Origin of the sequence: Oceanospirillum linum, assembly GCF_001995095.2 — a bacterium.
In the GTDB taxonomy this organism is placed as follows: Bacteria; Pseudomonadota; Gammaproteobacteria; order Pseudomonadales; family Halomonadaceae; genus Oceanospirillum; species Oceanospirillum linum.
Window position 1 is genome coordinate 1 of the sequence record NZ_MTSD02000012.1, and the last position, 25,456, is coordinate 25,456.

General features: G+C 49.5%; 23 protein-coding genes, 1 tRNA gene and 1 rRNA gene. 16 read left to right on the forward strand and 9 right to left on the reverse strand.

The genetic code is table 11. The features are described 5' to 3' along the window. The 11 genes from rrf to BTA35_RS18745 all read left to right on the forward strand — a co-directional run. A 5S ribosomal RNA gene (rrf, locus tag BTA35_RS16185) occupies positions 1–111 on the forward strand; the annotation flags it as partial. Between the two features lie 287 nt (positions 112–398). After that, the gene (gene glyA / locus BTA35_RS16190; protein ID WP_078320861.1) at positions 399–1,655 is read left to right on the forward strand and encodes a serine hydroxymethyltransferase; all 1,257 of its coding nucleotides are present in this window, start codon (positions 399–401) and stop codon (positions 1,653–1,655) included. 151 nt (positions 1,656–1,806) lie between these two features. Next, on the forward strand, positions 1,807–2,307 hold the full coding sequence (gene nrdR, locus BTA35_RS16195) for a transcriptional regulator NrdR (protein ID WP_078320862.1): 501 nt from the start codon (positions 1,807–1,809) through the stop codon (positions 2,305–2,307). A gap of 10 nt (positions 2,308–2,317) precedes the next feature. Further along, positions 2,318–3,457 (forward strand): bifunctional diaminohydroxyphosphoribosylaminopyrimidine deaminase/5-amino-6-(5-phosphoribosylamino)uracil reductase RibD, encoded by a 1,140-nt coding sequence (gene ribD / locus BTA35_RS16200; protein WP_078320863.1) that lies wholly within the window; start codon positions 2,318–2,320, stop codon positions 3,455–3,457. Beyond that, positions 3,457–4,119 (forward strand): riboflavin synthase, encoded by a 663-nt coding sequence (locus tag BTA35_RS16205; RefSeq protein ID WP_078320864.1) that lies wholly within the window; start codon positions 3,457–3,459, stop codon positions 4,117–4,119. Before ribD ends, BTA35_RS16205 begins: the two co-directional genes overlap by 1 nt. A 16-nt stretch (positions 4,120–4,135) precedes the next feature. Beyond that, positions 4,136–5,257 carry a bifunctional 3,4-dihydroxy-2-butanone-4-phosphate synthase/GTP cyclohydrolase II gene (gene ribBA / locus BTA35_RS16210; RefSeq protein ID WP_078320865.1) on the forward strand — a complete coding sequence of 374 codons (1,122 nt, stop codon included), beginning with the start codon at positions 4,136–4,138 and terminating at the stop codon, positions 5,255–5,257. Positions 5,258–5,323: 66 nt separating this feature from the next. Continuing rightward, positions 5,324–5,791 carry a 6,7-dimethyl-8-ribityllumazine synthase gene (gene ribH, locus BTA35_RS16215; protein WP_078320866.1) on the forward strand — a complete coding sequence of 156 codons (468 nt, stop codon included), beginning with the start codon at positions 5,324–5,326 and terminating at the stop codon, positions 5,789–5,791. Between the two features lie 50 nt (positions 5,792–5,841). Then, a complete protein-coding gene (nusB, locus tag BTA35_RS16220) occupies positions 5,842–6,342 on the forward strand; it encodes a transcription antitermination factor NusB (RefSeq protein ID WP_078320867.1) in 501 nt (166 codons plus the stop codon). Between the two features lie 5 nt (positions 6,343–6,347). Further along, complete coding sequence (gene thiL, locus BTA35_RS16225; protein ID WP_160055344.1) at positions 6,348–7,346, forward strand: thiamine-phosphate kinase; 999 nt, start codon at positions 6,348–6,350, stop codon at positions 7,344–7,346. After that, positions 7,346–7,822 carry a phosphatidylglycerophosphatase A family protein gene (locus BTA35_RS16230; RefSeq protein ID WP_078320869.1) on the forward strand — a complete coding sequence of 159 codons (477 nt, stop codon included), beginning with the start codon at positions 7,346–7,348 and terminating at the stop codon, positions 7,820–7,822. Before thiL ends, BTA35_RS16230 begins: the two co-directional genes overlap by 1 nt. A gap of 157 nt (positions 7,823–7,979) precedes the next feature. After that, the gene (locus BTA35_RS18745; RefSeq protein WP_274378440.1) at positions 7,980–8,105 is read left to right on the forward strand and encodes a hypothetical protein; all 126 of its coding nucleotides are present in this window, start codon (positions 7,980–7,982) and stop codon (positions 8,103–8,105) included. Positions 8,106–8,365: 260 nt separating this feature from the next. Here BTA35_RS18745 and trxB read toward each other — a convergent pair whose 3' ends face one another. The 6 genes from trxB to BTA35_RS16260 all read right to left on the reverse strand — a co-directional run bounded on the left by trxB (position 8,366) and on the right by BTA35_RS16260 (position 15,674). Then, complete coding sequence (gene trxB / locus BTA35_RS16235; protein WP_078320870.1) at positions 8,366–9,319, reverse strand: thioredoxin-disulfide reductase; 954 nt, start codon at positions 9,317–9,319, stop codon at positions 8,366–8,368. A 565-nt stretch (positions 9,320–9,884) separates the two neighbouring features. After that, the gene (locus tag BTA35_RS16240; protein ID WP_238377621.1) at positions 9,885–10,088 is read right to left on the reverse strand and encodes a CPXCG motif-containing cysteine-rich protein; all 204 of its coding nucleotides are present in this window, start codon (positions 10,086–10,088) and stop codon (positions 9,885–9,887) included. Positions 10,089–10,374: 286 nt separating this feature from the next. Further along, the gene (locus BTA35_RS16245; protein ID WP_160055347.1) at positions 10,375–11,946 is read right to left on the reverse strand and encodes a DNA recombination protein RmuC; all 1,572 of its coding nucleotides are present in this window, start codon (positions 11,944–11,946) and stop codon (positions 10,375–10,377) included. Between the two features lie 226 nt (positions 11,947–12,172). Further along, positions 12,173–14,197, reverse strand: coding sequence for a hybrid sensor histidine kinase/response regulator (locus BTA35_RS16250; RefSeq protein ID WP_078320872.1), 2,025 nt, complete (start codon positions 14,195–14,197; stop codon positions 12,173–12,175). Positions 14,198–14,412: 215 nt separating this feature from the next. Then, a complete protein-coding gene (locus BTA35_RS16255; protein WP_078320873.1) occupies positions 14,413–15,246 on the reverse strand; it encodes an inositol monophosphatase family protein in 834 nt (277 codons plus the stop codon). A 351-nt stretch (positions 15,247–15,597) separates the two neighbouring features. Then, positions 15,598–15,674, reverse strand: a tRNA-Met gene (locus BTA35_RS16260). A gap of 251 nt (positions 15,675–15,925) precedes the next feature. Here BTA35_RS16260 and phbB point away from each other — a divergent pair. The 5 genes from phbB to sbcB all read left to right on the forward strand — a co-directional run bounded on the left by phbB (position 15,926) and on the right by sbcB (position 20,125). Then, positions 15,926–16,663: an acetoacetyl-CoA reductase gene (gene phbB / locus BTA35_RS16265; protein ID WP_078320874.1), complete on the forward strand. Its 738-nt coding sequence runs from the start codon at positions 15,926–15,928 to the stop codon at positions 16,661–16,663. Between the two features lie 128 nt (positions 16,664–16,791). Beyond that, complete coding sequence (gene minC / locus BTA35_RS16270) at positions 16,792–17,487, forward strand: septum site-determining protein MinC (protein ID WP_160055350.1); 696 nt, start codon at positions 16,792–16,794, stop codon at positions 17,485–17,487. 76 nt (positions 17,488–17,563) lie between these two features. Further along, complete coding sequence (minD, locus tag BTA35_RS16275; RefSeq protein WP_078320882.1) at positions 17,564–18,376, forward strand: septum site-determining protein MinD; 813 nt, start codon at positions 17,564–17,566, stop codon at positions 18,374–18,376. Continuing rightward, positions 18,373–18,633 carry a cell division topological specificity factor MinE gene (gene minE, locus BTA35_RS16280; RefSeq protein ID WP_078320876.1) on the forward strand — a complete coding sequence of 87 codons (261 nt, stop codon included), beginning with the start codon at positions 18,373–18,375 and terminating at the stop codon, positions 18,631–18,633. Before minD ends, minE begins: the two co-directional genes overlap by 4 nt. 46 nt (positions 18,634–18,679) lie before the next feature. After that, entirely contained in the window at positions 18,680–20,125 is a 1,446-nt protein-coding gene (gene sbcB / locus BTA35_RS16285) for an exodeoxyribonuclease I (RefSeq protein ID WP_078320877.1), read from the forward strand. Between the two features lie 117 nt (positions 20,126–20,242). On the opposite strand, the gene BTA35_RS16290 is transcribed toward sbcB, so the two are convergent. From BTA35_RS16290 to BTA35_RS16300, 3 genes are all read right to left on the reverse strand, one after another. Then, a complete protein-coding gene (locus BTA35_RS16290) occupies positions 20,243–23,026 on the reverse strand; it encodes an insulinase family protein (protein ID WP_160055353.1) in 2,784 nt (927 codons plus the stop codon). A gap of 227 nt (positions 23,027–23,253) precedes the next feature. Beyond that, positions 23,254–23,925: an SOS response-associated peptidase gene (locus BTA35_RS16295; RefSeq protein WP_078320879.1), complete on the reverse strand. Its 672-nt coding sequence runs from the start codon at positions 23,923–23,925 to the stop codon at positions 23,254–23,256. Continuing rightward, positions 23,925–25,172, reverse strand: a complete 1,248-nt coding sequence (locus BTA35_RS16300) for a GGDEF domain-containing protein (RefSeq protein ID WP_160055356.1) — start codon at positions 25,170–25,172, stop codon at positions 23,925–23,927. The genes BTA35_RS16295 and BTA35_RS16300 overlap by 1 nt, the downstream gene beginning before the upstream one ends. Between the last annotated feature and the right edge of the window lie 284 nt (positions 25,173–25,456).

The following is a 25,456-nucleotide window of genomic DNA, read 5'->3' on the forward strand; positions in this document are numbered from 1 at the left end:
CGACAATAGCGTGTAGGAACCACCTGACTCCTTTCCGAACTCAGAAGTGAAACTGCTCAGCGCCGATGGTAGTGTGGGGTCTCCCCATGTGAGAGTAGGACATCGTCAAGCGCCTTATACTGGCTGATTGTGTAAATAGTACACAGACAGCCCAAAAGAACCCCGCTTCATTGAAGCGGGGTTTTTTTATGCCCGGGATTTAGGTCTTGGCATGGGCCGGATATATTTGGGCCAGGGGTGGGTCCGGGCCTGAAAGGCGTAAAAGGTGTGGGTTGAATATTCTGTGAGTTAAAATTTATTCTTTTCAAGTGAACCTAAAGTTCAAGTGGGTTAAAATCCGCTTTTCCAGTTTTGAGCGGATTTATCCAACGTACTCAACATTAGGTTAGAGGTAGATAATGTTTACACGTGATATGACCATTGCAGGCTATGATGATGAGCTGTGGACTGCGATGCAGTCAGAAGCGGTTCGTCAGGAAGAGCACATCGAACTGATCGCATCTGAAAACTACACCAGTCCTCGCGTAATGCAGGCTCAGGGTTCAGTTCTGACTAACAAGTATGCTGAAGGCTACCCGAACAAGCGTTACTACGGTGGTTGTGAGCACGTTGACGTTGTCGAAGACCTGGCGATTGATCGTGCCAAAGAGCTGTTTGGTGCGACCTATGCTAATGTTCAGCCGCACTCTGGCTCTCAGGCAAATGCCGCTGTTTATATGGCTCTGTGTAAGCCTGGTGACACGATTCTGGGTATGAGTCTGGCCCATGGTGGTCACCTGACTCACGGTGCAGCAGTGTCTTTCTCTGGTCGAATCTACAATGCAGTTCAGTACGGTCTGCATCCTGAGACCGGTGAGATCGATTACGCTGAAGTTGAGCGTTTGGCTGAAGAGCACAAGCCGAAAATGATTGTTGCAGGTTTCTCTGCTTACTCCCGTGTTGTTGACTGGCAGCGCTTCCGTGATATCGCGGACAAAGTTGGTGCGTTCCTGTTTGTTGATATGGCGCATATCGCAGGGCTGGTTGCTGCTGGGGTTTATCCGTCTCCGGTAGGTGTTGCAGATGTTGTAACCACCACTACCCACAAAACTCTGGGTGGCCCGCGTGGTGGCCTGATTCTGTCTTCCCGTGCTGATGAAGATCTGCAGAAAAAACTGAATTTTGCTGTATTCCCTGAGTCCCAGGGTGGCCCTTTGATGCACGTTATCGCGGCTAAAGCGGTTTGCTTCAAAGAAGCGATGGAGCCGGAATGGAAGGCTTATCAGGCCCAGGTTGTTAAGAACGCACAGGCGATGGCTGAAACCTTTATGGCTCGCGGCATCAAGATTGTGTCTGAAGGTACTGATGACCACCTGTTCCTGGTTGATCTGATCGATAAAGAGTTCAGTGGTAAAGATGCTGATGCAGCTTTGGGTCGTGCAAATATCACGGTGAACAAAAACTCCGTGCCTAACGATCCTCGCTCACCATTTGTTACTTCCGGTCTGCGTATTGGTACTCCTGCTGTGACCCGTCGTGGTTTTAAAGAAGCGGAAGTTACTGAACTGACAAACTGGATCTGCGATATCCTGGATGATATCAACAACGAAGACACTATCAATGCGGTAAAAGAAAAAGTGAAGGCTGTTTGTAAGCGCTTTCCTGTTTATGCATAATCGCTGTTCGTTGTAAGAATAAGCCCGGCCAGATGCCGGGCTTATTTGTATCTGCTCACATTAAAGGTAAAATGACCGTCGTTGCCGATGATAAATAGTGCTTTTGTAGCATCCGCCGGTAATTGTCCCCACAAGATAACCAGAGCCTACTATGTATTGTCCCTTCTGTGGTGCGCAGGAAACAAAAGTTACCGATTCACGCTTGGTTGCGGATGGCGATCAGGTTCGGCGTCGCCGGGAGTGCCTTTCCTGTGGCGAGCGCTTTACTACCTATGAAACGGCTGAGCTAGTGATGCCTAAAATCGTCAAACACGATGGCAAGCGTGAAGCCTTTGATGAAGCTAAGCTTCGGGCCGGTATGCAACGGGCTTTAGAAAAGCGCCCTGTCAGTACAGAGTCATTTGAAGCTGCTATTGAACGTATTCGTCAGCGCTTACGTGCCCGTGGGGAGCGAGAGGTTGCTTCCCGCCTGATAGGAGAAGAGGTGATGGCTCAGCTACGTTTGCTGGATCAGGTTGCTTATATTCGCTTTGCTTCGGTTTATCGCAGCTTTCAGGACCTGGATGAGTTTCGCGCTGAGATTGATCGGTTAGCCCAGGACCCGCCTTTTAGCCGTGGTGAGCACTTTTCAGGCAAAGACAGCTCCTCATAGGTTGTGGTATATGACAGTATCTAATACACCTTTACAGTCCCACGCCTTTTATATGGCGCGTGCGATTCACTTGGCTCGCAGGGGGCACTACACCACTTTTCCAAACCCCCGGGTGGGCTGTGTTTTGGTTAAGAGTGGAAAGATCATCGCGGAAGGCTGGCACCAGAAGGCTGGCGAAGGGCATGCGGAGGTTAATGCTTTAGCCAAAACAGATGCTGCAGAAGGCGCAACAGCCTATGTCACACTGGAGCCCTGTTCTCATACCGGTAAAACCCCTCCTTGCTGTGACGCTTTAATCAGAGCAGGCGTCTCACGGGTGGTTATTGGCATGGTGGACCCTAACCCTCTTGTTGCCGGTAATGGTATTCACAAGTTGCAGGCGGCAGGTATTGAGGTTCTTACAGGCGTTTGTGAAGCAGATGCCCGGGCACTGAACCCAGGCTTTATTCAGCGTATGACGGAAAAACGCCCATTTGTTCGAGCCAAGCTTGCTTGCAGTCTGGATGGACGAACGGCCATGGCGTCTGGTGAAAGTCAGTGGATCACAGGTGCTGCAGCCCGGACCCAGGTGCAGCGGTTACGGGCTGGTAGCTCTGCGATTATCAGCGGTGTGGACTCAGTGATTGCCGATGACAGCGCACTGACAGTACGTGCTGAGCAGCTGAATCTGACCGATGCAGAGCAGATCGCAAAACGTCAGCCCCTGCGTGTTGTGCTCGACAGTCACCTGCGTTTACCGGAAAGCGCTAAAATTCTTCAGCAGCCCGGCGAAACACTGATTGTGTTTACCCAGATGGACTCTGATAAACAAGAGCGCCTGGAGAAAGCCGGAGCGACTTGTCTGCAGCTGTCTGCTGAGAACGGGCGTGTCAGTCTAAAGGCGTTGATGACTTACCTCAACCAGCGGGAATGCAATGAGGTATTGCTGGAAACCGGAGCAACGCTGGCTGGTGCTTTTGCCGAAGCAGAATTGATTGATGAGCTGGTTGTCTTTATGGCACCAACGCTGATGGGGGATGGTGCGCGAGGTTTGCTGCACCTGCCGGGGATCAGGAAGATGGCTGACCAGAAGCGGTTAATGCTGACGGACTGCCGTATGGTTGGTACAGATATGATGATAACCGCCCGTTTTACAGGAAAATCACAATAATGTTTACCGGAATTATCGAAGCGGTTGGTACAATTGAGAGTTTACAGCCTTCAGGTGGCGACTACCGCGTCAAAGTTGCTGTTAATACTCTGGATATGTCAGATGTTAAGCTGGGTGACAGTATTGCGGTTAATGGTGTTTGTCTGACCGTGACGGAGCTGCACGGCAAAGGTTTCTGGGCGGATGTTTCCCTGGAAACCGTACGCCATACCTGCTTTAAGAATTACCGTCCTGGGCAGGCTGTGAACCTGGAAAAGGCGATGATGCCGACCTCCCGCCTGGGAGGCCATATTGTCAGCGGTCATGTGGATGGCGTGGGTAAAATTCTGGAGCGCCGGGAAGATGCCCGCTCTGTGCGTTTCAGGGTACAGGCACCGGAGTCGCTGCTGAAATACATTGCGGATCGCGGCTCAATAACGGTAGAAGGCACAAGCCTGACCGTGAATGGTATTGACGGTGATCTCTTTGAACTCAATATCGTTCCTCACACGCTGGCAGAAACTGTTTTGCAGGGGTATACCTCGGGCCAGTCCGTACATTTAGAAGTGGATCTGATCGCACGCTATCTTGAAAGGCTTATCAGCAAGCATGAGCCTTCAGAAGCACCAAAAAGCGATATCAGTCTCGATTTTTTAGCTCAGAACGGTTTTTACCGTGGCTGACAGCACAGGAAAGAGTATGCAACTGAATACTGTTGAAGAATTACTGGAAGATATCCGTCAGGGCAAAATGGTGATCCTGATGGATGATGAAGACCGTGAAAATGAAGGTGATCTGGTCATCGCTGCTGAGCAGGTTCGTCCGGAAGATATCAACTTCATGGCGAAATATGCCCGGGGCCTGATCTGTCTGACACTGACCCGCGACCGCTGCGAGCAACTGAAACTGCCTTTGATGGTACAGAGTAACGGTGCCCAGTTCTCCACTAACTTCACCCTGTCCATTGAAGCCGCTGAAGGTGTAACAACCGGCATCTCGGCTGCGGATCGCGCTCATACGGTGCGTACTGCGGTTAAGCGTGATGCTAAGGCGGAAGATATCGTACAGCCGGGGCATATCTTCCCGCTGATGGCTCAACCGGGTGGCGTATTGAGTCGGGCGGGGCATACTGAAGCTGGCTGTGATATGGCGCGTATGGCCGGTTTTGAAGCTGCTTCCGTGATCGTTGAGATCATGAATGAAGACGGCACTATGGCACGGCGTCCGGATCTTGAGCTGTTTGCTCAGGAGCATGATATTAAGATCGGCACTATTGCAGACCTCATTCACTACCGCACGACGAATGAGCACACGGTTGCCCGTGATCAGGAAGGTGTGATGGCCACTGAATATGGTGATTTTAACTATGTCACCTATACCGATGAAATTCAGGGCTGCACTCACCTGGCGATGACACTGGGAGAGATCAAGGCCGACGACCCGGTTATGGTACGTGTTCATAATCGTACTGAAGTATTGCGGGATGTTGTGGGTGCAATTCCTGCTGATGAAACCGAGCGCAAATGGACGATGCGTAAGGCACTTGCGAAAGTGGCTCAGGAAGGTAAAGGTGTTGTTTTGCTGCTGGACAGCAATGAGCGCATTGATATCCATGATTCCGTTGATCTGATTCAGAACGGACGTCAGCAGTCCAAGGTGAATGTAAGTGCCTCCGGGGCATATCTGACGGTAGGTACAGGCTCTCAGATTCTACGTGATCTGGGTGTGGGCAAGATGCGCCTGCTGAGCTCTCCGATGAAGTTTAATGCGATCTCAGGTTTTGATCTGGAAATCGAAGAATATCTTCCCTGCGAAGAGTAAATACTGTGGCTAAAAAGCCGCCAGTCGCTTTTTTTTGGGAAACACAAAAGTTATCAGGATAAAAAAATGACAATCAAATCAGTAGAAGGCAATTTCGTAAACTGTAACGGCCAGTACGCCATCGTTGTCGGTCGCTTTAACAGTTTTGTGGTTGAGCACCTGGTTGAAGGCGCTATCGATACGCTGCGTCGTCACGGTGTTGATGAAGCAAATATCACAGTTGTTCGTGCACCGGGTGCATGGGAGCTGCCTCTGGTTGCTAAAAAGGTAATTGAAAAACAACAGCCGGATGCGGTGATTACGCTTGGTGCAGTCATCCGTGGTGGAACACCGCATTTTGAATATGTGGCAGGTGAGTGCACAAAAGGCTTAGGCCAGTTGTCGCTACAAACCGGCGTGGTTATCACCAATGGTGTACTGACTGTTGATACCATTGAGCAAGCGATTGAGCGCTCTGGTACTAAAGCGGGTAACAAAGGCTCTGAAGCAGCACTTTGTGCTCTGGAAATGGTTAGCCTGCTGAACTCGTTGTAATTTAAAAATTTCATTCGGTCATTTAAAACTTAACTCGCGGTTACTCCTCAATGTCCCAAGGTAAAAAAACCAGTAAAACTAAAGCGCGTCATGCTGCTCGTCAGCTAACGGTGCAAGGCCTGTATCAATGGCAGATGACAGGTGCGGCGTTGCAGCAGATTGAACTTCAGATTCGCGCAGCCCGTCCTGATGATGGGCTGGAAGCTCACGAGGATATTACGTCCGCTGTAGAGATTGCCGATCTGGCCTATTTCAATGAGCTGCTGCACAACATCCCTCAGCAAAAAGCAGACCTGGATAAAGAGTATGCGCCTCTGCTGGATCGCAGGGTTGACGAGCTTGACCCGGTAGAACTGGCAATTTTACGCCTGGGCACCTATGAGCTAAGCAAGTGTATTGATGTACCTTATCGCGTAGTGATTAATGAAGGCGTTGAGTTGGCTAAAAGCTTTGGGGCGACTGAGAGCCATAAATATATTAACGGTATTCTGGACAAGTTAGCGGTTCGCCTGCGAGCAGCAGAAGTCGCCGAACGTCGCAATAAAGGCTGATTCTTTTGGGTGAATTTGAGCTGATTCATCGTTATTTCTCTTCTCCGAAGCTTCAACCGTCAAGACGGGATGTTTACTTGGGGATGGGCGATGACTGTGCACTGATTTCGGTGCCGGAAGGCAAACAGCTGGTGGTATCCGTTGATACGTCAACGGCTGGTGTTCACTTTTTACCGGAGTCCCCGGCCCATAGCATTGGCTGGCGAGCGCTGGCGGTTAGCTTAAGTGATCTTGCGGCTATGGGGGCACAACCCGCCTGGTTTACACTGGCTTTGAGCTTGCCTGAAGTTGACGAAGAGTGGCTGTCAGGCTTTAGTCAGGGAATGGCTGACCTGGCTCAGGAGTATGGTGTTGCACTTGTTGGAGGTGACACTACTCAGGGCGCACTTTCAATGAGTGTGCAGGTTCATGGCTATGTAACCCCTGGCGCAGCCTGGAAGCGTAAAGGTGCCCAGCCGGGTGACCTGATTTATGTTTCCGGTGAGCTAGGTAAGTCAGCATGTGGCCTGAGGAAAGCTAAAGCTTTACTGGAGGCGCAACAGGCGTTGCCGGATCTTGCTATGCTCAATACTGCAGAGGCCTCTGCAGAAACTGACATGCTGAGAGCCTACCTTTATCCAAAGCCCCGGTTTGATTTGATTCCCATTCTGTCCAGTCGTGCAGCAACCGCTATTGATATCTCAGATGGTCTTTTGGCGGACCTGGGCCATATGCTTTCAGCAAGTGGCGTTGGTGCGAATCTTGACCCTACCCGCATTCCTTGTTTTAACAAGGAACATGGCGATACTTCTCAGGTGTTTCAGGATGCATTGGCAGGGGGCGATGACTATGAACTTTGTTTCACTGTGTCGCCCCAGCGTCGCCTGGAACTGGAAGTGAGCGCAGAGCAAAGTGGCGTTAGGTTATACCCCATCGGCGTTGTTACATCTCAACAGGGGATTCGCGGCCTGCATGAACAGAGCCTGACTGCTTCTGGGTTTGATCATTTTAAAGGTAATACCTGATGAATCGTGCACCTTCCAGTGTCTGGCGTAACCCTGTCCACTTTTTGGCCTTTGGCCTGGGAAGTGGTGCCGCCCCTTGGGCACCCGGCACGGCAGGTACGGCTGCAGCGGTTATTCCTTACCTGCTTTGGATTCAATTCCTGTCGCCATTATGGTTTATCGCCTTACTGGGACTGACTTTTGTCGTTGGTGTCTGGCTGTGTGAACGTACCTCGGAAGACTTAGGGGTACATGACCACTCCGGCATTGTGTGGGATGAGTTTGTTGGCTACTGGCTGACAATGTTCCTTGCACCGCAGGGCTGGGAGTGGGCATTGGTAGGGTTTGTGCTTTTCCGGTTCTTTGATGTACTTAAACCCTGGCCTGTGAAGTGGGCTGATCGTCGTGTTGCCGGTGGCTTTGGCATTATGGTTGATGATGTATTAGCCGGTATTTATGCTTGGCTGGGAATGCAGATTCTGATGCGACTTTGGTGATTATTTTATTTTTAAACCAGATTTTTTCGCGGCCCCACTGTGCTGTCGAATCCTTCTGCAATGAGCACACAGACTTTGTTGTAAGAGATTGACCGTCGTTGAGTCTGCCTACTCGCTAGTAACGCAGCACCTGCGAATCGTAGAAGTCGGTATAGTTTTGTTAAAACAGGAGAGGGAAATTGACGCGGCAGATGCCGTGGAAAACTACTTCGCCGCCTTTAACCGCCGCTACGCGGAATCCCGTGGTTTGCGGGAAGAGGTGGAAGCGCGTTTGAATCGATAACTCAATATTAGGAATACGTAGATATGGATGTTAATAATCTGTTCGATCGTAGACTTGGTTTGATTATCATGAAGGAAGGCCGTGAGGCCGATATTCAAATCTTTAATCCTGTGTTCGATAATAATTTGTTTACGGAGTTTTATGAGCATTCGAGAATGTCAGCATCTCCTAGGCTTCTAGATTCTAAAAGAACAACTTAATAAAAATCCCCGCTCAATAAGCGGGGATTTTTGTTTCTGGCGTTCAGCTGAAGACGCTGATCAGCCCTGGCTATCCAGGAAGCGTTCTGCGTCCAGTGCTGCCATGCAGCCGGTGCCGGCTGAGGTGATCGCCTGACGGTACACGTGGTCCATTACGTCACCAGCAGCATAAACACCTTCGATGCTGGTTTGGGTGGCGTTGCCTTCCAGACCAGATTGTACTTTCAGGTAGCCGCCGTTCATCTCCAGCTGGCCTTCAAAGATGCCGGTGTTTGGCTTGTGGCCGATGGCGATAAACACGCCCATCACGCTGATCTCCTGGGTGGCATCGCCTTCGGTGGCTTTCAGGCGCAGGCCGGTAACGCCCATGTCATCACCCAGAACTTCATCCAGCGTGTGGTTCCAGATCACTTCGATATTGCCGTTGGCAACCTTCTCCATCAGTTTGTCCTGCAGGATCTTCTCAGAGCGCAGGCTGTCACGACGGTGGATCAGGGTGACTTTTTTGGCGATGTTGGACAGGTACAGGGCTTCTTCAACAGCGGTGTTACCACCACCCACAACAGCCACTTCCTGATTGCGGTAGAAGAAACCATCACAGGTGGCGCAGGCAGAAACACCTTTACCCATAAAGGCTTCTTCGCTTGGCAGGCCCAGATACTGTGCACTTGCGCCGGTGGCGATAATCAGCGCGTCACAGGTGTAGGTGCCGCTGTCGCCTTTCAGGGTGAACGGACGCTGGGTCAGTTCCACTTCGTTGATCTGGTCGAAAACGATTTCGGTGTCGAAGCGCTCGGCGTGTTTACGCATATCTTCAACCAGCTGAGGGCCCTGAATACCGTCAAATGCACCGGGCCAGTTATCCACGTCAGTCGTGGTGGTCAGCTGACCGCCCATCTGCATACCTGAGATGATGACAGGTTTCAGGTTGGCGCGGGCGGCGTAGACGGCTGCGGTGTAACCTGCAGGGCCGGAACCCAGAATAATCAGTTTCTCGTGACGGTTTTCGCTCATGGTGCTCTCCCGGCGAGCCGTGTTTGGCTCTGGTTAATACGTAAATAATCAGGTGATGATCTTGTTTGTTGCAGATCTATATGGGGGCGGCGGGCGTAATTACCAGCGCCGACCCGGAAGCTCTATTCCATAGCCGAATTTTAACAGAGACTGGAAATGCCCGTGCTGTTTCATACAAAATTTTAACCGACTTTGTGGCACCGGGATAAATGGAAAACCCAATAACAGGGATAGGGCAAAACGATGGCGGTGAAAGGGGGGAGGTAGGAAACCAAGAAAGCCCTGTAAGCGATTGCCATACAGGGCTTTTAGTTGAGTTTTTCTGTCTTGTCGCTGTACTGTACAGACTTGTGAGACTGTACCTTTGTCACGGGCTAATACCGATCAATAGAATGTACCTTGTATCTGGGTTATCAAAGAGTCGAATCTCCTATGCGAGTAAATGGTATTTTTCGGTCTTTCCAAGTCTCCGGTTTGTGTTGATGATTTGTTTAATCTATTCAATCAACGGCTCAATTCGACCTACTCATATATTAATGTGGGCACCTCGCTTCAGATAAAGTTGTCAGGGATCATCTTCCCGTTTTAGCTCTACACTCAGCAATTCTCCCTCCATATTGACATGTACTTGCATATGAATCGGGGCGCAGCACGTTTGGCAATCTTCGTAGTAGTCCTGATCACCTCCTGATATATCAACGGCTGTTTCCAGTTCAGACCCGCAATAGGGACACTGCCCGTAAACCTCCGTGAGCATTGTCTCTAACATAAACGCTCCCTCCGGATCGTTTCTGCTGTTTTTCGCTCTGAATGCTTAACGCGTATTCAGTAACAAGGAGAAACACCTTAACGAACAAAAAATACGTTTTGAGCGCATGCTGCTTACTATATGTCCTGAACGATCTCACAGGTAGCGGCTTGCGTTCACAACTTAACTATAGTCAGGATGGGTTGGTGTGCTGTCTTTTTTTCGTCATATTTTTTAGGCAAATCCTTGGGTTTTAATGAAATAAATTCAGTTTGCCTCGGTGATTTAGTGCTAAAGCCCGTGGATCTTAGTCTTGATTGAGATCCGGCAGATCCACGGATGCCATATCGGTCAGCTCCTGGGGCAGGGGCTTTTTGATATTGATATCCAGCTCGGCAAGCTGCTGAGCCTGTCCGACTAAGCTGCCACGTCCCTGACTGAATTTGTTCAGGGCGTTGTCATAGGTCTGGTGGGCACTGCTGAGCTGGTTGCCCAGTTTCTGCATATCTTCCGCAAAGCCGCGCAGTTTGTCGTACATGCGCCCGGCCCGGCGGGAGATCAGTTGGGCGTTTTCATTCAGACGTTCGTACCGCCAGATATTCTGGATAGTACGCAGGGCCACCATCATGCTGGTGGGGCTGACGATCATGATGTTTTGTTCGAAGGCTTCCCGGAACAGATCCGGTTCGGCGTCAAAGGCGGTCATAAAGGCGGCTTCCACCGGAATAAACATCAATACGTAGTCGAGGCTGCGAACCCCTTTCAGCTCCCGGTAATCTTTGGCGGACAGTCCCTTAATATGGCTGCGGATAGCGGCAACATGAGCCTTCAGATACTGCTGGCGTTCGGTTTTATCGTCGCTGTTGTGGAAGGATTCATAGGCGTTAAGAGAGACCTTGGCGTCGATGATGACATCTTTATTGTCCGGCAGGTGCACGATGACATCCGGTTGATAGAGCTGGCGCTCTTCATTTCGGCGGCTGGCTTGCAGTTCGTATTCGTGACCTTCCCGCAAACCGGACTCTTCCAGCACCCGCTGCAGAATCAGTTCGCCCCAGTTGCCCTGGGCTTTTTTGTCGCCTTTCAGGGCTTTGGTCAGGTTGAGGGCTTCCTGACTCATCTGCAGGTTCAGGGCTTTCAGGCTGTGGATCTCCTGCTTGAGCATGGCGCGCTCCTGAGCCTCTTTGCCATAGCTATCCTGTACCTGTTGGCGGAACTGGTTGAGCTGATCTTTAAAGGGGGTGAGCAGGCTGGTGAGGGTTTGCTGGTGCTGATGATTCAGATGTTTGCTCTTGTCATCAAAAATGCGGTTGGCCAGATTCTCAAACTGCTGGCTGAGCGTCTGTTCGGCATTGTTCAGGATCTGAATTTTTTCCTGCGAGGCTTTCTGTTCCTCTTCCAAACGGGTACGGGTGGTGGCCAGCTGTTGCTCCAGTGTCAGCAGTTGTTGCTGTAGCTGATGGATCTGCTGATCTTTGGCGGAGAGCTGACTTTGACTGCGTTCTACCACCTCATGCAGATTATCCAGCGTGGTTTGTTGGGCAGTGCTGTCCTGCTCTACATGTTGACGGCGTTCCTGTTCCTGCTGATAGCGCTGCTCGACCTGAGCCAGTTTCTGCTGCAGTTCTTTGGTGTATCGGCTTTGTGCCTGGGCATCGGCAATCTGCTGGCTCTGACTCTGCTGTAACTGCTGCAGACGGCTACGCTCCTGCTCGCTCTGCTGCAGGCGTTGGCGCAGTTCGTCCACGCTCTCCTGCACATGCTGTTGCTGAAGCTGTGCCTGTTGTATCGCTGCCTGAAAGTGCTGCTGCATCTGGTCGGCTTGAAGGTTTAGTTCATGATTTAGTTGCTGCTGGTGGCGATTGCGCATAATCGTCATACAGATAAGAGCGCCTGCCAATGCGCAAATAAGAAACAGGGCAGGAAGTAATAGGTTGGATAGAGAAAGCATAAACAGGCCAGACCTTTAAATAGGAAGACTTTCAACAGGACGATAGCGACTGAGTCAGTATAAAAAATTAATCTATATATTTATACAGTATAATCGTGAGCCAGAACAGGTGCCGACTGCAGGTCTGCTTTGAAGTATAGACATCTGTTAAGGTTCAGCTGTTGCCGACGGCGATCAGCTGCTCCTGCTCTGTTTGCAGTTGACCAATAATCAGCAGGAGTTTGTCCATTGATAGCGGCTTTGTAAAATACTCTGAAAAACCGGCCTGAAGGTGAGCTTTAACGACATCAGGTTGCGTATTCTGAGCGATGGCTATAATAGGGATTGTGGCAGTTTTAGGGCTGACTTTTAGAATCCCTATGACTTCAAGACCGCTCAGATCCGGCATGTCAGTATTGAGCAGAATAAGATCCAGTGGGTGCTTCTGAGCAAGGTCAACAGCATAGCTTGCGTTATTCTCTGTGAAGAGTCGAATATCAGCCCGCGCCTGAAGGGCGTTTTCCAGTAGCTTCAGATGGATGGGGTCATCATCTACGCAGAGAATATGAAAACGGCGGCCCTTGTCTTCATGGCTTTTATTTTGCCCGTTATCCGGTAGGTCAATCCAGAAAATACTGCCGCTCTCAGGGTTGGGCTTATAACCAATACGGCCGTGCATCATTTCTGCTAAACGCTTGCAAAGAGCAAGCCCGATTCCTGTCCCTTCTACATTGGTGCTTTCAGCCCCCAGACGATTAAATACCTGGAACAGATCCTGCTGTTTGTCTTCGGGGATACCGATGCCGCTGTCGATAACCTGAATACGGACAAAGCCTTTTTCCGGTATTTGCAGGCAAATTTTCACCTGGCCCCCTGGGCGGTTATATTTCATAGCGTTGGACAGCAGGTTAAAGATCACTTGCCTCAGTCGGACACGATCCGCAAGAATTTCCTGATCTGAGTTGATGGCCAGGTCAATATCGAGCTGCAGTCCCTGTTTTTCTGCTAATGGCTGTAGTAATGCCAAGCTGCTTTCCAGCTCCTTGGCAACAGATATGACTTCGGTGTTTAAACGCACTTGCCCGGATTCGATACGGGCAAGGTCGAGAATATCATTCACCATTGCCAGCAGATGGCGGCCCGCCAGGTGGATTTCACTGACCGACTCTTTTTGGCCGCTTTTCATAGGCTCATCCTGCAAGAGCTGAGCAAAACCCAGAATCGCGTTCAATGGGGTTCGCAGCTCATGGCTGACACTGGACAGAAGGTTAGATTTCGCCTGACTGGCTCTTTCCGCTTTATCCCGGGCTTCGATCAGAGCCTGCTCTGTCAGGCGCTTATTAATCCCCATTCCCAGGACATGAACCACTCTGTGGATAAATGTACGGTTCTCGCTGGTCTTCAGAATATGCTTTGGCAGGTAAACCAGCAGAACCGATGGGTTCCCTGCATGCTGTAACGGAACAGCATATGCAGCATGATCCTGCTCTATAGCGCAGCGGCCCTGGGTATTCATCTCCATTGGAAGAACCTGGGGTGAACCCTGATTGATAACATTCTGACAGAGGTCCATGGTCATGGGGATTTTTATACAGGGGTTGTTGGCGCAAGTGCCATGCTGTATCTGGGGTTTCAGGCCGATTGATGTGGGCTGATAGAGGGCCAGAAAGCGCCACTGCCAATGGTGATGATGTATGAGGCGGGCCTGAAACTGATTCAGGTAGTCATACATGGAAACATCGTCAAGGCTCAGAGCCATTAGAATACTGAGGGATGACTCCTCCTGAGCCTTCCGTTCCAGGTAGTGTTGTTGCTCATAGGCGCTGGTCAGGTCTTCGTAAAAGGCAACATAATGGGTGAATCGGTTATTTTCATCAGAGACTGCGGTAATGCGAACGTGATGAGGTACATCACCATTGCGTGTCTTATTCCACATTTCACCTTCCCAGAACCCCCGGGCTTTCAGGCCGAGCCAAAGTTCTTTATAGAAAGGGTCGCTTTGCTTATCTGAACGAAGCATGCGGATATTGCGGCCAACAAGCTCCCGTAGCGCATAACCTGTCAGGTCACTAAAGGCCTTATTCGACTTAATAATAATGCCTGAGCGATCAATGATCGCGATAGGTTGGTGAGCATTGAATGCTGTTGCCAGCAATTTTATCTCTTCAGATGAAATATCGGTATCCGCAACGGCGAACATACAGGCCTCTGAGTCTGGAGGGGTTATAACCCTTATTTTTTTATGGATAAAATTGTTGTTTTTTACTTCTGTTGCCACATTACGGATCACAAGTATGGGATAAAACAGAAAGGCGCATTTTTAATACATCAGGAGGGGCTGTGCATTGACTGAAGTAGGGTTTTATCGACTCAATTTCCGGTGAGTACTGGATTCTTGATTTGTATGCTGTTTTTTCAGGTTTTATTTTGCTTCAGCAAATTTTGCAGCAACGGGTAAAGGGCTGGATTGGCAATCAGAATCTGATGACCGTAAAGGGCCGGAGGGATATGGTCAGGACATCCGTCTAAATGACCAGCCAAGGCCCCTGCACGAAGTGCAATCAGGCGGGCAGCTGCAAAATCCCAGGGGGAAACACTCTCATAATAAGCATCCAGCCGCCCCGCTGCCACATAACATATATCGATAGCAGCAGAGCCCATGCGGCGAATATCCTGACAGTTGTTCAGTACCTGGTGCAGCCGGGGAAGTAATGTCGGAATCAGGGATTTATCATAGGGAAAGCCGGTGGCAATCAGAGCGTTTTTTAATTCTGCAGTTTCACTGGCCCGAATATCTTTGCCATTCAGTTGAGCCGGTTCGCCAGCAACCGCGGTGAATAACTCATCCAGAAATGGGTTATACACAACCCCTACTTTCACCTCACCCCGTTCGGCGTAGGCAATGGATATTGCAACCTGCGGCAAACCGTGGGCATAGTTAACCGTGCCATCAATGGGGTCGATGATCCATATAGGCTGATAAAGTGTACTGGCATCTGAATGGTCGGGTGACGATTCCTCCGACAGAATAGCATGCTCAGGGAATGCCAGTTGAAGGAGAGCGCGAATTAACTGGTCGGACTTGAGGTCTGCGCTGGTGACCAGCTCATGACCCGCTTTGTAACCCTGTGAAAAACTCTGCTCCTCACGGGCTGAGCGGATCAGATCTCCGGCCTGGCGGGCTATGGTGATAGCCTGACTCAGATATTGCTTCAGCTCAGGATGCGTACTGATGTGTTCTGTTTCCATTTGAGGTCTCCGTCAACCGGTGCTGCCGGGGGATGTCAGTAACAAATGATACGACTGCAGAAAATAAGCAATAAGACCTTAAGATTAATAATGATGAATATTGATTGGAAACAATGGGTTAGCCATAGGTAATCTTTTTTCTGCTTCTATTTTTATGACTGATAGGTCATGACCTGTTGTTAGCTCGCAAGCCATTTGATAGTTTAGAGCTTTATGGATTATAGAATTGCTTATTTAGCTGGCTGAATCAAGTCGTGCAGGAAAACAGGGAAAGGTCGCAGTGAAGACATTCAGGATAAATTTTGAGCATAAAAAAAGCCAGACTCCGAAGAATCTGGCTTTCTCTGAATTTGGTAGCGGGGGCCGGATTTGAACCGACGACCTTCGGGTTATGAGCCCGACGAGCTACCAGGCTGCTCCACCCCGCATCAGATGCAGTGCATTATAGAGCTAAATAATTGAATGTCAAAGTTTTTTATGTCGAGAGCTAAAATAAATGTATGAAATGTTTCTCGATAGCCCCGCAAGGATTTTTTTGTCTGCCCCGCAGCCCGCTGATAGAAAGAGTCAGTGGGCCGGAATATGCAGATAAAGCCCTGTTTTCTGTCATGGTGCTGTCACTGTGTGCCAGTAAAACAGGTTATGCGAAAGCGACATCTATAAGCAGAGGGAATGTAAGATGAGTAAGAAAATCGCCTTAGTAACCGGTGGTACCGGTGGTATTGGTACTGCAATTTGCCGTCGTTTGTCTGACGACGGTTATGTTGTCGTTGCTGCATCGGTAAATCAGGAAAAGGCGGAGGCATGGAAGGAAGCCGAGAAAGCCTCTGGTTATGATTTTGCCACCGTACATATTGATGTAGGGGATTTCGAGTCCTGCCAGCAGGGATATAAACAGGTTGCTGAGACATTGGGCCCGGTCGCGGTGCTGGTCAATAATGCTGGTATTACCCGCGATGGCTTTATGAAAAAGATGAGCTGGGAGCAATGGCATGAGGTTCTGCAGACGAATCTGGACAGTGTCTTTAACATGAGCAAAGTCTGCTTAGAGCCTATGCTTGAGATGAAGTTTGGTCGTATTATCAATATTTCGTCGATTAATGGTCAAAAAGGGCAAATGGGACAGACTAATTACTCCGCAGCGAAAGCGGGTATGCATGGTTTTACAAAGGCGCTGGCGCAGGAAACGGCCCGAAAGGGGATTACGGTTAATACTATTTCCCCAGGTTACATTGCCACCGACATGATTATGAAAATTGATGAACCGATTCGAAACCAAATTATGGAAGGCATTCCGGTTGGGCGATTTGGTAAGCCAGAGGAGATTGCCCGAACAGTGTCTTTTCTTGCGGATGATGAAGGCGGGTTTATTACCGGTGCGAATCTGGCCATCAATGGTGGCCAGCATATGTGCTGATTGTACCCGGATATAGATGAAAAGCTGGCATTTGCCGGCTTTTTTTACATCTAATTCCGGTTCATCTTGTATAATGATTCTTTATTACACAGATTTTTATTTTTTCAGCATCTTACACAGGCATTATCGTGCGGTCAGATTATTCAGAGCAGCAATCAGCGCTTCAGTTTAAAGGAGGGAATCTAACGATTACCACCTTGGAGTTGTTAACGCCGGATTGTGCGCAAATTGAGCAGGAATTAAGTCGCCAGACTCAGAAAGCACCGGCTTTTTTCTGCCAGACTCCCGTGCTCTTATCCTTCGAGCAGTTAGAGGAGGTTAGTGTTGCCCTGGAAATGGTCGTTGATGTTTGTAAGCGCAATGGTCTTATTCCGATTGCGGTCCGTTGTTCTCAGGATATGATCAAGAAGTCCGCCTGGGCATTAGGTTTGGGATGGTTCCCACCGCTTACAGAGCACCGTCTTAAAGAGGTAAAGAAAAAACCTTCCTGCCCTCAGCGCTTGCCGACCCGTTTTGTAAAAGGGGCAGTACGCTCTGGCCAGCAAGTCTATGCAAGTTGCGCAGATCTTGTTGTGATTGGTTCAGTTAATGAAGGTGCTGAGGTGATTGCTGATGGCAATGTTCAGGTTTGGGGAGCTCTGCGTGGGCGTGCTATTGCAGGTGCTCAGGGAGATGTTGAAGCCCGTGTTCTTTGTCAGCAGTTTAGCGCAGAACTGGTTTCTGTTGCGGGCGTTTTTCAGGTTTTTGATACCTGCGAATTTCCGGCAACTCGTGACCTGCCAGTGGAAGTCAGGTTGGAAAATGACAGTTTGGTTTTGATTTGAATTTTGATGCTGTTCACTGTATTCGATCGCTTTAATAGACATAATAAGTACTATTATTATGAAGGAGGAAGGGCGCTTGGCTAGAGTAGTTGTAGTAACGTCCGGTAAGGGTGGTGTCGGTAAAACCACCAGTTGTGCGTCGATAGGTACTGCACTTGCGATGCAGGGGTATCGCACCGTTTTGATTGATTTTGATGTAGGCCTGAGAAACCTTGATCTGGTGATGGGCTGCGAGCGCCGGGTTGTTTATGATCTTATTAATGTTACTACAGGTGAAGCAAAGCTAAGTCAGGCGTTGATTAAGGATAAGCGCCTGGATGGTTTGTATATGCTGCCAGCTTCTCAGACCCGCGATAAGGATGCCCTGACCTATGAGGGCGTTGGTGAGGTTATTGACGCTTTAAAAGAGGAGTTTGACTTTATCATTTGTGATTCTCCTGCAGGTATTGAGCGTGGTGCTATTTTAGCGATGTACTATGCCGATGAAGCCATTGTTGTTTCCAACCCTGAGGTTTCTTCTGTTCGGGATTCCGATCGGATAATAGGCCTGTTGGACTCTAAAACCCGCCGGGCTGAGGAAGGTGAGACTGTGAAGGCTCAGCTTTTGATTACGCGCTACGATCCTGAGCGGGTCGAGCATTCTGATATGATGTCTATGCAGGATATTGAAGAAATTCTGGCGATTCCTGTTGTTGGTGTTATTCCTGAATCTCCAGCAGTGTTAAGAGCTTCCAACCAAGGGATTCCTGTTGTGCATGATACGCCGAGTGATGCAGGTCAGGCATACAGTGATACCGTTGCCCGCTTTCTGGGTGAAGAGAAACCAATGCGATTTGTGGAGCTTGAAAGAAAAGGTTTATTCAGCCGTATGTTCGGAGGTCGGCGATGAAGCGTTTGCGCGAATTTTTCCAGAAAGAAAATGACCACTCTGCAGATGTTGCCCGGGAGCGTTTGAAGATGATGATCTCTCAGGATCGCATGCAGCGCAGTCAGCCGGATTTCCTGCCTCGCCTGCAAAGCGAGTTGGTTGAAGTGATTAAACGCTACACCCAGTCTGAGCAAAGTGATATTCAGATTAGCTATCACTCTCTGCCTCAGCGGGCGCAGATTGAGTTAAATGTATCCTGGCCGCGCAATACACCTTAGTTGGTGTTATGCGGGCTGCAGGCCCTGAGAAATAAGGACCTGAACCTTGAGTTCACAGCCTACGTTATTTTGGCACGATTATGAGAGTTTTGGTGCCGATCCCCGTCGTGACCGTCCGTCACAGTTTGCAGGTATCCGCACAGACCTGGATTTGAATGAAATAGCTGAGCCCGTTGAGTGGTTTTGCCAGCCTGCGGATGACTTTCTGCCTCACCCTGATGCGTGTTTAATTACGGGTATTACGCCCCAGGATGCCCAGAAGAATGGTGTGCCGGAAGCTGAGTTTATCGCCAATATTCATTCGGAACTGAGTCAGCCCAATACGTGCTCTTTGGGATATAACTCATTACGTTTCGATGATGAGATGACCCGTCATACCTTGTATCGTAACTTCTATGATGCTTATGGGCGGGAGTGGCAAAATGGTAACTCTCGCTGGGATCTGATCGATGTGGCGCGCACGGCTTATGCTCTGCGGCCGGATGGAATTGAGTGGCCTTTGAATGATCAGGGACTGCCAAGTTTTAAGTTGGAGCACCTGACAGCGGCTAATGGCATCTCCCACGAGGGCGCGCACGATGCGGTATCCGATGTGCGGGCGACTATTGCACTGGCACGCCTGATTCGTGAGAAGCAGCCGAAGCTCTATGAACACCTGTTTGCTCTGCGGAACAAGCATAAGGTATCGGATCAGCTGGATCTGGTGAGCCGTAAGCCGGTATTGCATATCTCCGGTATGTTTGGTGCCGCCCGGGGCAATGCAGCTGTTGTGGTACCGCTGGCGCAACACCCAACAAATAAAAATGGCGTTATCTGCTATGACCTGATGGTAGACCCAGCTGAACTGGGCAGCTTGTCTGCTGAAGAGATCAGGCATCGGGTTTTTACCGCTCAGGCTGAGTTGAGTCAGCCACGGATTCCGCTGAAGGTAATCCATATTAATCGCTGCCCTGTGGTTCTGCCGGTGAGTATGGTGGATGAAAAAGTGGAAGCGCGTACTGGTATTGGCCTGCAAACCTGTAGAGAGCACTGGAAAGTACTTTCTGCGCTGGGGGATATTACATCTAAACTGCAGGCTGTTTTCAGTGAGCCGTCAGATGGTGTAGCCGGCTCAGATGATCCGGATCTGATGCTTTATGGCGGAGGCTTTTTTGGGCACCATGATAAAGATCAGATGGAGATAATTCGGGAAACCCCTGCGGAGGCTTTGTCTGAGCTGGAACCGGCTTTTCAGGATCCCCGGTTGAATGAGATGTTCTTTCGTTACAAGGCGCGTAACTTCAAAGATTGGCTAACAGGTGAAGAGCTGCAACAGTGGGATGAATACCGCTGGCAAAGAATCAATGACCCTGCTGTCAGTAGCCTGACCCCTGAACAGTTCAATCAGCGGTTGGTGGAGCTGAGTCAGACCGAGTTGTCTCAGCGCGATCAGGCTATTCTTGAAGATGTGGTGCTTTATGTGGAGTCTTTAGTTCCATCACACCTGTTTTGAGTTGATAAACCGGCTCTACGGTGGTGGTACGTGAGTCTGTAGGGACGCAGGTACAAAAAAAGCGATAACACTTTGCGTGTTATCGCTTTTTTTTGTACTGATTTTCAGCAGAGAGTGTTAATGGCTAATGGCTTTTAGTCCGGAACGTAATTTTTCCGCATCGGTAAACGTCTGGCTGCCTGACTGATATTGCACGGTTAGTACGCCTGTCTGATCAACGGAGATCTTTCGTAACAGCTGGCGCAGATCATCGATCTGCAGGGTCTTAACCGCATCTGCCAGGCGTTCCCGGCGCTCGAAGTGAGTTTCATCCATCGCCATCTCACGCCATAGCCGTTGAGTGCGGGCCTGTAGGCGATCATCGCTATCGAGAATATTGCCCAGCAGTCCGGCTTTCTGCTCGGTGAACTCCTGCTCGCTGATGCTCATGAAGCTGTCGCTGAAGTGACGCATAAAGGCATCGCTCAATTCGCGGATCTCATCCGGTGTGTGCTCCGGTGACTGCACCAGCAAGCTAAGCCCCGGTGTCTTGAGGGTCGGGTGATAGCTGGCAAAAACGATATAGCCGAGTTGGCGCTGTGTGCGCATCTCATGGTAATAAGGGCTCTGTAGGATATGGGCCAGCAGCATCCAGCGTGCCTGTTCTTTATATTCCTGGGCATCAGAGGGGCGTGCTGGTTGGTAATATTTTAGCCACGCATTGTCATTATGGCTCAGGGCCGGTGTGTGGGTGACCTTTTGCCCCTCCAGGCTTAGCCCCTGTAGTTTAGGGATTTCACTCTTTGTAAGAGCAGGCTCCAGTGTATCCATAACGGACTTAAGGCTGGAGGCCGCTTCATTTTTTGTCATATTGCCTGTGACCATTCCTTCCAGGTGTAGCTGGGAGAGAAATACTTCGCGGAAATCGTTAAGGTCTTTGGCTGTCAGAGGCTTGATCGCTGCCAGAAGTTGTTCTTCGTTCCAGACCGGCTGCATCAAGACGGAACTGACTTCCCCCATAATCTGACGATAAAGAGGGGCTTTGTCAGCATTCTGCCAGCGTTTGATCAGGCTCTGCTTGACTAGCCTGAAGGTTTCGGTGTGTATTTCACTGCCCTTTAAGGTGGTGAGCAGGCGTTCAAGCAGCATATGCTGCTTATCATTGTAGCCACCGAGCTGCAAGGTTATACCCCTGGTGTGTTTGTAGACGGTATAATTAAGGCCTGCAAGGCTTGCGGGATAGGCAAATTCGTTGCTGGCTTCATTTAACCAGCTGGCTAGTAACTGGGTCAGTACAGCAGATTTTACCGAACCGGTGCTTACCGGTGATTGAAGGCTGAAATACTGCTGAGCTTTTGGCGTATTAAAGTCCTGATCAGCCTTGTACCAGAGTGTTGCTTCCGGACGGGTACTGATATTTTCGGGCTTTTCCATCGTTTCCAGGCCGGGCTTTAGGCTCAGGGTATCAGCGATTAAAGCGTTGGGCTCAGGCAAACTGAAGACTTCTGCTGCAACCGGAGTTACCCGATGGGCATCAAACGGGCTCAGGCTGTACTTTCCTTCAAACCAAGGTGATAACTTGTCGGTCTTCATATTAGGGCTGATTCGGGTCAGCAGTAGGTTCTCTGGTGTCAGGTATCCCAGATATTGACGGATTAGTTCGGCGTCAAATGTTTCCATCGCATAGGGTGCATGCAGTACTTCTTTAATGGGGAAGCGCGGCATGTTGTAAGCAACGGAACTTACAGCATGAATAGGTGAGCCTGACTCCACAAAGCTGAAGGCTTGCTCTGACAGTTTTTTCTGCTCGTTGAAACGCCATTCATCGATGCCGTTCTGTTGCAACAGGTTGATATAGCCAAAAGCTGCATTGACTACATCCTTACTATTTTCAAAACCAGCTTGTGTCAAATTGATGGTTATGCTGAACAGAGACTCCTCTCCGGTGCTGAGTCCGCTCCCTGCAGATAAACCTGTGGCCCAGCCTTTAGCCTTCAGATAGGAGAGCAAGCTACCTTTGCCTTCATGGCCGATCAGGCTTGCGAGGTAGCTGGTAGGTTTTTTCCTGAAATATGTGGAGGGCTCTGGTATAGGGAATTGCAGCTTAATGGCATGGTGAGCCTTAAGTGGCCTGATATTAAGCTGTAGCGGCAGGCTGTTCTCTGCAAATAAAGGTTTATCGGTGGCAAATGCCGGGGTGTTATGATTTTTAACTGCCCTGAACATCGTGCGAGCCATGCTCTCCAGTTCGTCCAGAGAATAATTACCCTGGATAACCAAAGACATACGATTTGCAGAATAATATGTCCGATAAAATTCAAGCATAGCATCACGGGTACTGACGCTTTTATCTGCCAGGGTCTTCAGGCTGCCGGTGCTGAAGCGGCTGTAGGGGTGCTCTGGGTTTAGTGCCTGCTTCAGTATATCGAACTGTTTCCGGCCATCATCGCGCAGCTTAGACTGATACTCAGAATGTACCGCATTCTTCTCTCGCTTAACGTAAGCCTCCGTGAAAAGTGGGGCGATAAAAAACTGGGAAAAACGATCCAGGCTAGGTTCCAGGTAGCGGTTGTCCACTTCGAAAAAGTAGTTAGTATCCCGGTATGAGGTAAATGCATTGTGGCTTCCGCCATGCTTGCTGATGAAGCTTTGGTATTCGCCTGCTTCAGGATACTTTTCGGTGCCTAAAAACAACATATGTTCAAGGAAGTGTGCCAAGCCGGCGAAGTTCTCCGGGTCTTGTCCGCTACCGATCGCGACATTCATCGCTGCGGCGGCTTTATCGGCTTTAGGGTCAGATATCAGAATTATGGATAACCCGTTATCCAGCATCAGGGGTCGATAGCTACGGTAGTCATTTTGACTGGTTATCAAGGTGAGCTGATCGTGGGTTTCACTTTCCGGGGTGCTCTTTATAGACATAGGGGTGCAAGCCGTTAGCAGGAGTGATGTAAGCATGGTGCAGATCAGCCAAAGTCTTCTTTGCTGTCGCAATGGATTAAAGCGTATTGATGACATGGTGTGCTCGCTTCTTGTTCAGGCAAAATCCGCCGGATATTGACGGGTACAGTTTAAGCTTTCCTATTGACCCTGATGATGGAAGTAGGTTCTCAGAATATCAGGAGTGTTGGTCTTAAACTGATATGTAGTCAGGGTTCATGGGAAAAGCGGAACCGGTGGCCGCTGGGTTCGGCGACAATTCGGGAGTGGTTCGCCGGATTGTTCACCAGTGGCGCTACAGGATAGTAATCGAGGTAGTCGTTCTCCGCTGCAGTCAGATAAGGCATTGGGTCTGTGGTTGGCATGAGCCAGTTTTCAGCATGCTCTCTGGGAATAATAACAGGCATTCTGCCCGAAATATTACCGATCATCTGATTGCTGGGCAGGGTCAGTATTGCGAATGTGTCATACCCTGTTGCCTGGGAGGTAGCATAGCGCGTCAGAATACCTGCAAGCAGAAAAGTACGGTTCTCAGGGCGTCTCACTGCAAAAGGGCGCTTATGGCGCGTGTATTGCTGCCATTCGTAGTATCCGGATACGGGTATAAGGCACCGGGTTCGCAAAGCGTCCTTAAACATCGCTTTTTCATTTAAGGACTCTATTCGCGCAGAGTAAGGGCTGTTATCCAGTACTTTCAGCCACTGAGGGCTATATCCCCAATACCCTTCACATAACTCTGTATCAACAGTACCTTTCCTGATAATGCTGACAAAGCCTTTGGGCGGAAGGTTGTAGCTGGTGATTAAGGGTTGCCGAACCAACAGGGGTTCGCTCAACAAGGTGTCTGTATTAAAGGGGGTTACAATTAGTCTGCCGGGCATCAGGTGCACACCTTGTTACGACCAGCATGCTTTGCACGGTAAAGGGCATCGTCAGCCGCTTTAATTACCTGCTCCGGCGTCTTATTAGCGCCTTCACGCTGAGACACTCCGATACTGATTGTCACGGATACTGTAGATGGGTCCTTAGCTCTATTTCCGCGCCTATTCTTTCCGGTATTATCATCCTGGGGCCGGTTGTCATCCCTGATTTTCATTGCATAGTTTGCGATTGTTTCCCGTACAGTCTCCAGGTGGGGCAATGCGTACTGCACGTCTCTGTTGGGGTACAGGATGGTGAACTCTTCACCTCCATAGCGGAAAGCCTTACCGCCACCGGTGACGCGTTTGATTTTAGCGGCAACCATTTTCAGAACCTGGTCACCAATATCGTGCCCATAGGTATCATTAAATTTCTTGAAATGGTCCACATCCATCATGGCAATAGTGTAGTTACGGCCAAGCTTGGCCAGTTGTTCATTAAGTGCGCGGCGTCCCGGAAGGCCAGTCAGATCATCTTTAAACGCCATATTGAACGTTTCATGGACAACCGCGCCGACCAAAAGAATACCGGCTAAAAACATAAAAATAGAAAGATAGCCCGGTATCAATAGCTGCTGACTGACAATAAACAGGATGATCAGGGCCGAGAAAAGTGCAGCGTTAATTGTAGAGGGCTGCCAGAGCATCAGACCAGACATTGCCAGAAAAGAGATAATAAAGAAGTAGTACGCGATAGGTGAGATGTTTGCCCAGTCGGGGTGTAGTGCAGGCCACAACATTTGTGTCATAAAGAAAAGGGTCGGCTGGTGTTGGTATTCACAGACCAGCCAGATTGCAAAAATCTGCGCGCCAAGAACCATTAGCTTGGTGGGCAGGTCGGTCACCATTGAGCCTTTCTCTTGCCAGAATGCAAAGAGGAGAAGATTAAGCGGCCCAAGAATTGTGACGGCATTAAACACTATCTCGATGGTAAATTTGCTCCAGCTTTGACCAACGGTACTGAGCAAAGTTGTAAAGCTCCAGTAAGCAATCACAAGGGTGAGCAATGTCATTAACACCCTGAGACGGCCGTATACCAGGCAAAGGGTCGCTGCCGCCGTAAAGACAATATATGGCGCCAGTGATATAAGGTCTTTAACCGTTGGAGAAAAAGCACTGTAACCGAAATGGGCCACAGGAATGGTAATCAGCAATAGTAGTAAAGGAACAAGAGCTGATTCTTTGAGCTTAAACAGAATTCGATTCACAAATAACCTCACTGTCATCAGATTAGCTAGATTAAAAGCTCAGCCGTGGAAAGCAAGCTTCATAACATGAAGTTTTGTTACATCGTTTTGGCTAAACGCAGCATTTTGAAAATATTGAACTTTTTTCGATGTTTTTGCATTAAGGGGGTTGTGCTGCCCCGTTTTGTGCGTATAATTCGCCCTCGTTGTCACGGAGCAAGTCTCCCAGCAACGGTTAACTCCTTGTTTTATTTGCTCTTTTTCTGGCTAAGCTGGTTGGTTGAGTTTAGAAAGAAAGCAAAAAC

What these genes read in the sequence shown, in the direction of transcription:
- nusB (WP_078320867.1), top strand. Translation starts at nt 5,842, where the DNA reads ATGTCCCAAGGTAAAAAAACCAGTAAAACTAAAGCGCGTCATGCTGCT.
- BTA35_RS16290 (WP_160055353.1), bottom strand. Translation starts at nt 23,026, where the DNA reads ATGTCTATAAAGAGCACCCCGGAAAGTGAAACCCACGATCAGCTCACC.
- ribD (WP_078320863.1), top strand. Translation starts at nt 2,318, where the DNA reads ATGACAGTATCTAATACACCTTTACAGTCCCACGCCTTTTATATGGCG.
- ribBA (WP_078320865.1), top strand. Translation starts at nt 4,136, where the DNA reads ATGCAACTGAATACTGTTGAAGAATTACTGGAAGATATCCGTCAGGGC.
- BTA35_RS16255 (WP_078320873.1), bottom strand. Translation starts at nt 15,246, where the DNA reads ATGGAAACAGAACACATCAGTACGCATCCTGAGCTGAAGCAATATCTG.
- phbB (WP_078320874.1), top strand. Translation starts at nt 15,926, where the DNA reads ATGAGTAAGAAAATCGCCTTAGTAACCGGTGGTACCGGTGGTATTGGT.
- ribH (WP_078320866.1), top strand. Translation starts at nt 5,324, where the DNA reads ATGACAATCAAATCAGTAGAAGGCAATTTCGTAAACTGTAACGGCCAG.
- BTA35_RS16230 (WP_078320869.1), top strand. Translation starts at nt 7,346, where the DNA reads ATGAATCGTGCACCTTCCAGTGTCTGGCGTAACCCTGTCCACTTTTTG.
- minE (WP_078320876.1), top strand. Translation starts at nt 18,373, where the DNA reads ATGAAGCGTTTGCGCGAATTTTTCCAGAAAGAAAATGACCACTCTGCA.
- BTA35_RS16295 (WP_078320879.1), bottom strand. Translation starts at nt 23,925, where the DNA reads ATGCCCGGCAGACTAATTGTAACCCCCTTTAATACAGACACCTTGTTG.
- BTA35_RS16240 (WP_238377621.1), bottom strand. Translation starts at nt 10,088, where the DNA reads ATGTTAGAGACAATGCTCACGGAGGTTTACGGGCAGTGTCCCTATTGC.
- BTA35_RS16250 (WP_078320872.1), bottom strand. Translation starts at nt 14,197, where the DNA reads ATGTTCGCCGTTGCGGATACCGATATTTCATCTGAAGAGATAAAATTG.
- BTA35_RS16205 (WP_078320864.1), top strand. Translation starts at nt 3,457, where the DNA reads ATGTTTACCGGAATTATCGAAGCGGTTGGTACAATTGAGAGTTTACAG.
- glyA (WP_078320861.1), top strand. Translation starts at nt 399, where the DNA reads ATGTTTACACGTGATATGACCATTGCAGGCTATGATGATGAGCTGTGG.
- BTA35_RS16245 (WP_160055347.1), bottom strand. Translation starts at nt 11,946, where the DNA reads ATGACGATTATGCGCAATCGCCACCAGCAGCAACTAAATCATGAACTA.
- trxB (WP_078320870.1), bottom strand. Translation starts at nt 9,319, where the DNA reads ATGAGCGAAAACCGTCACGAGAAACTGATTATTCTGGGTTCCGGCCCT.
- nrdR (WP_078320862.1), top strand. Translation starts at nt 1,807, where the DNA reads ATGTATTGTCCCTTCTGTGGTGCGCAGGAAACAAAAGTTACCGATTCA.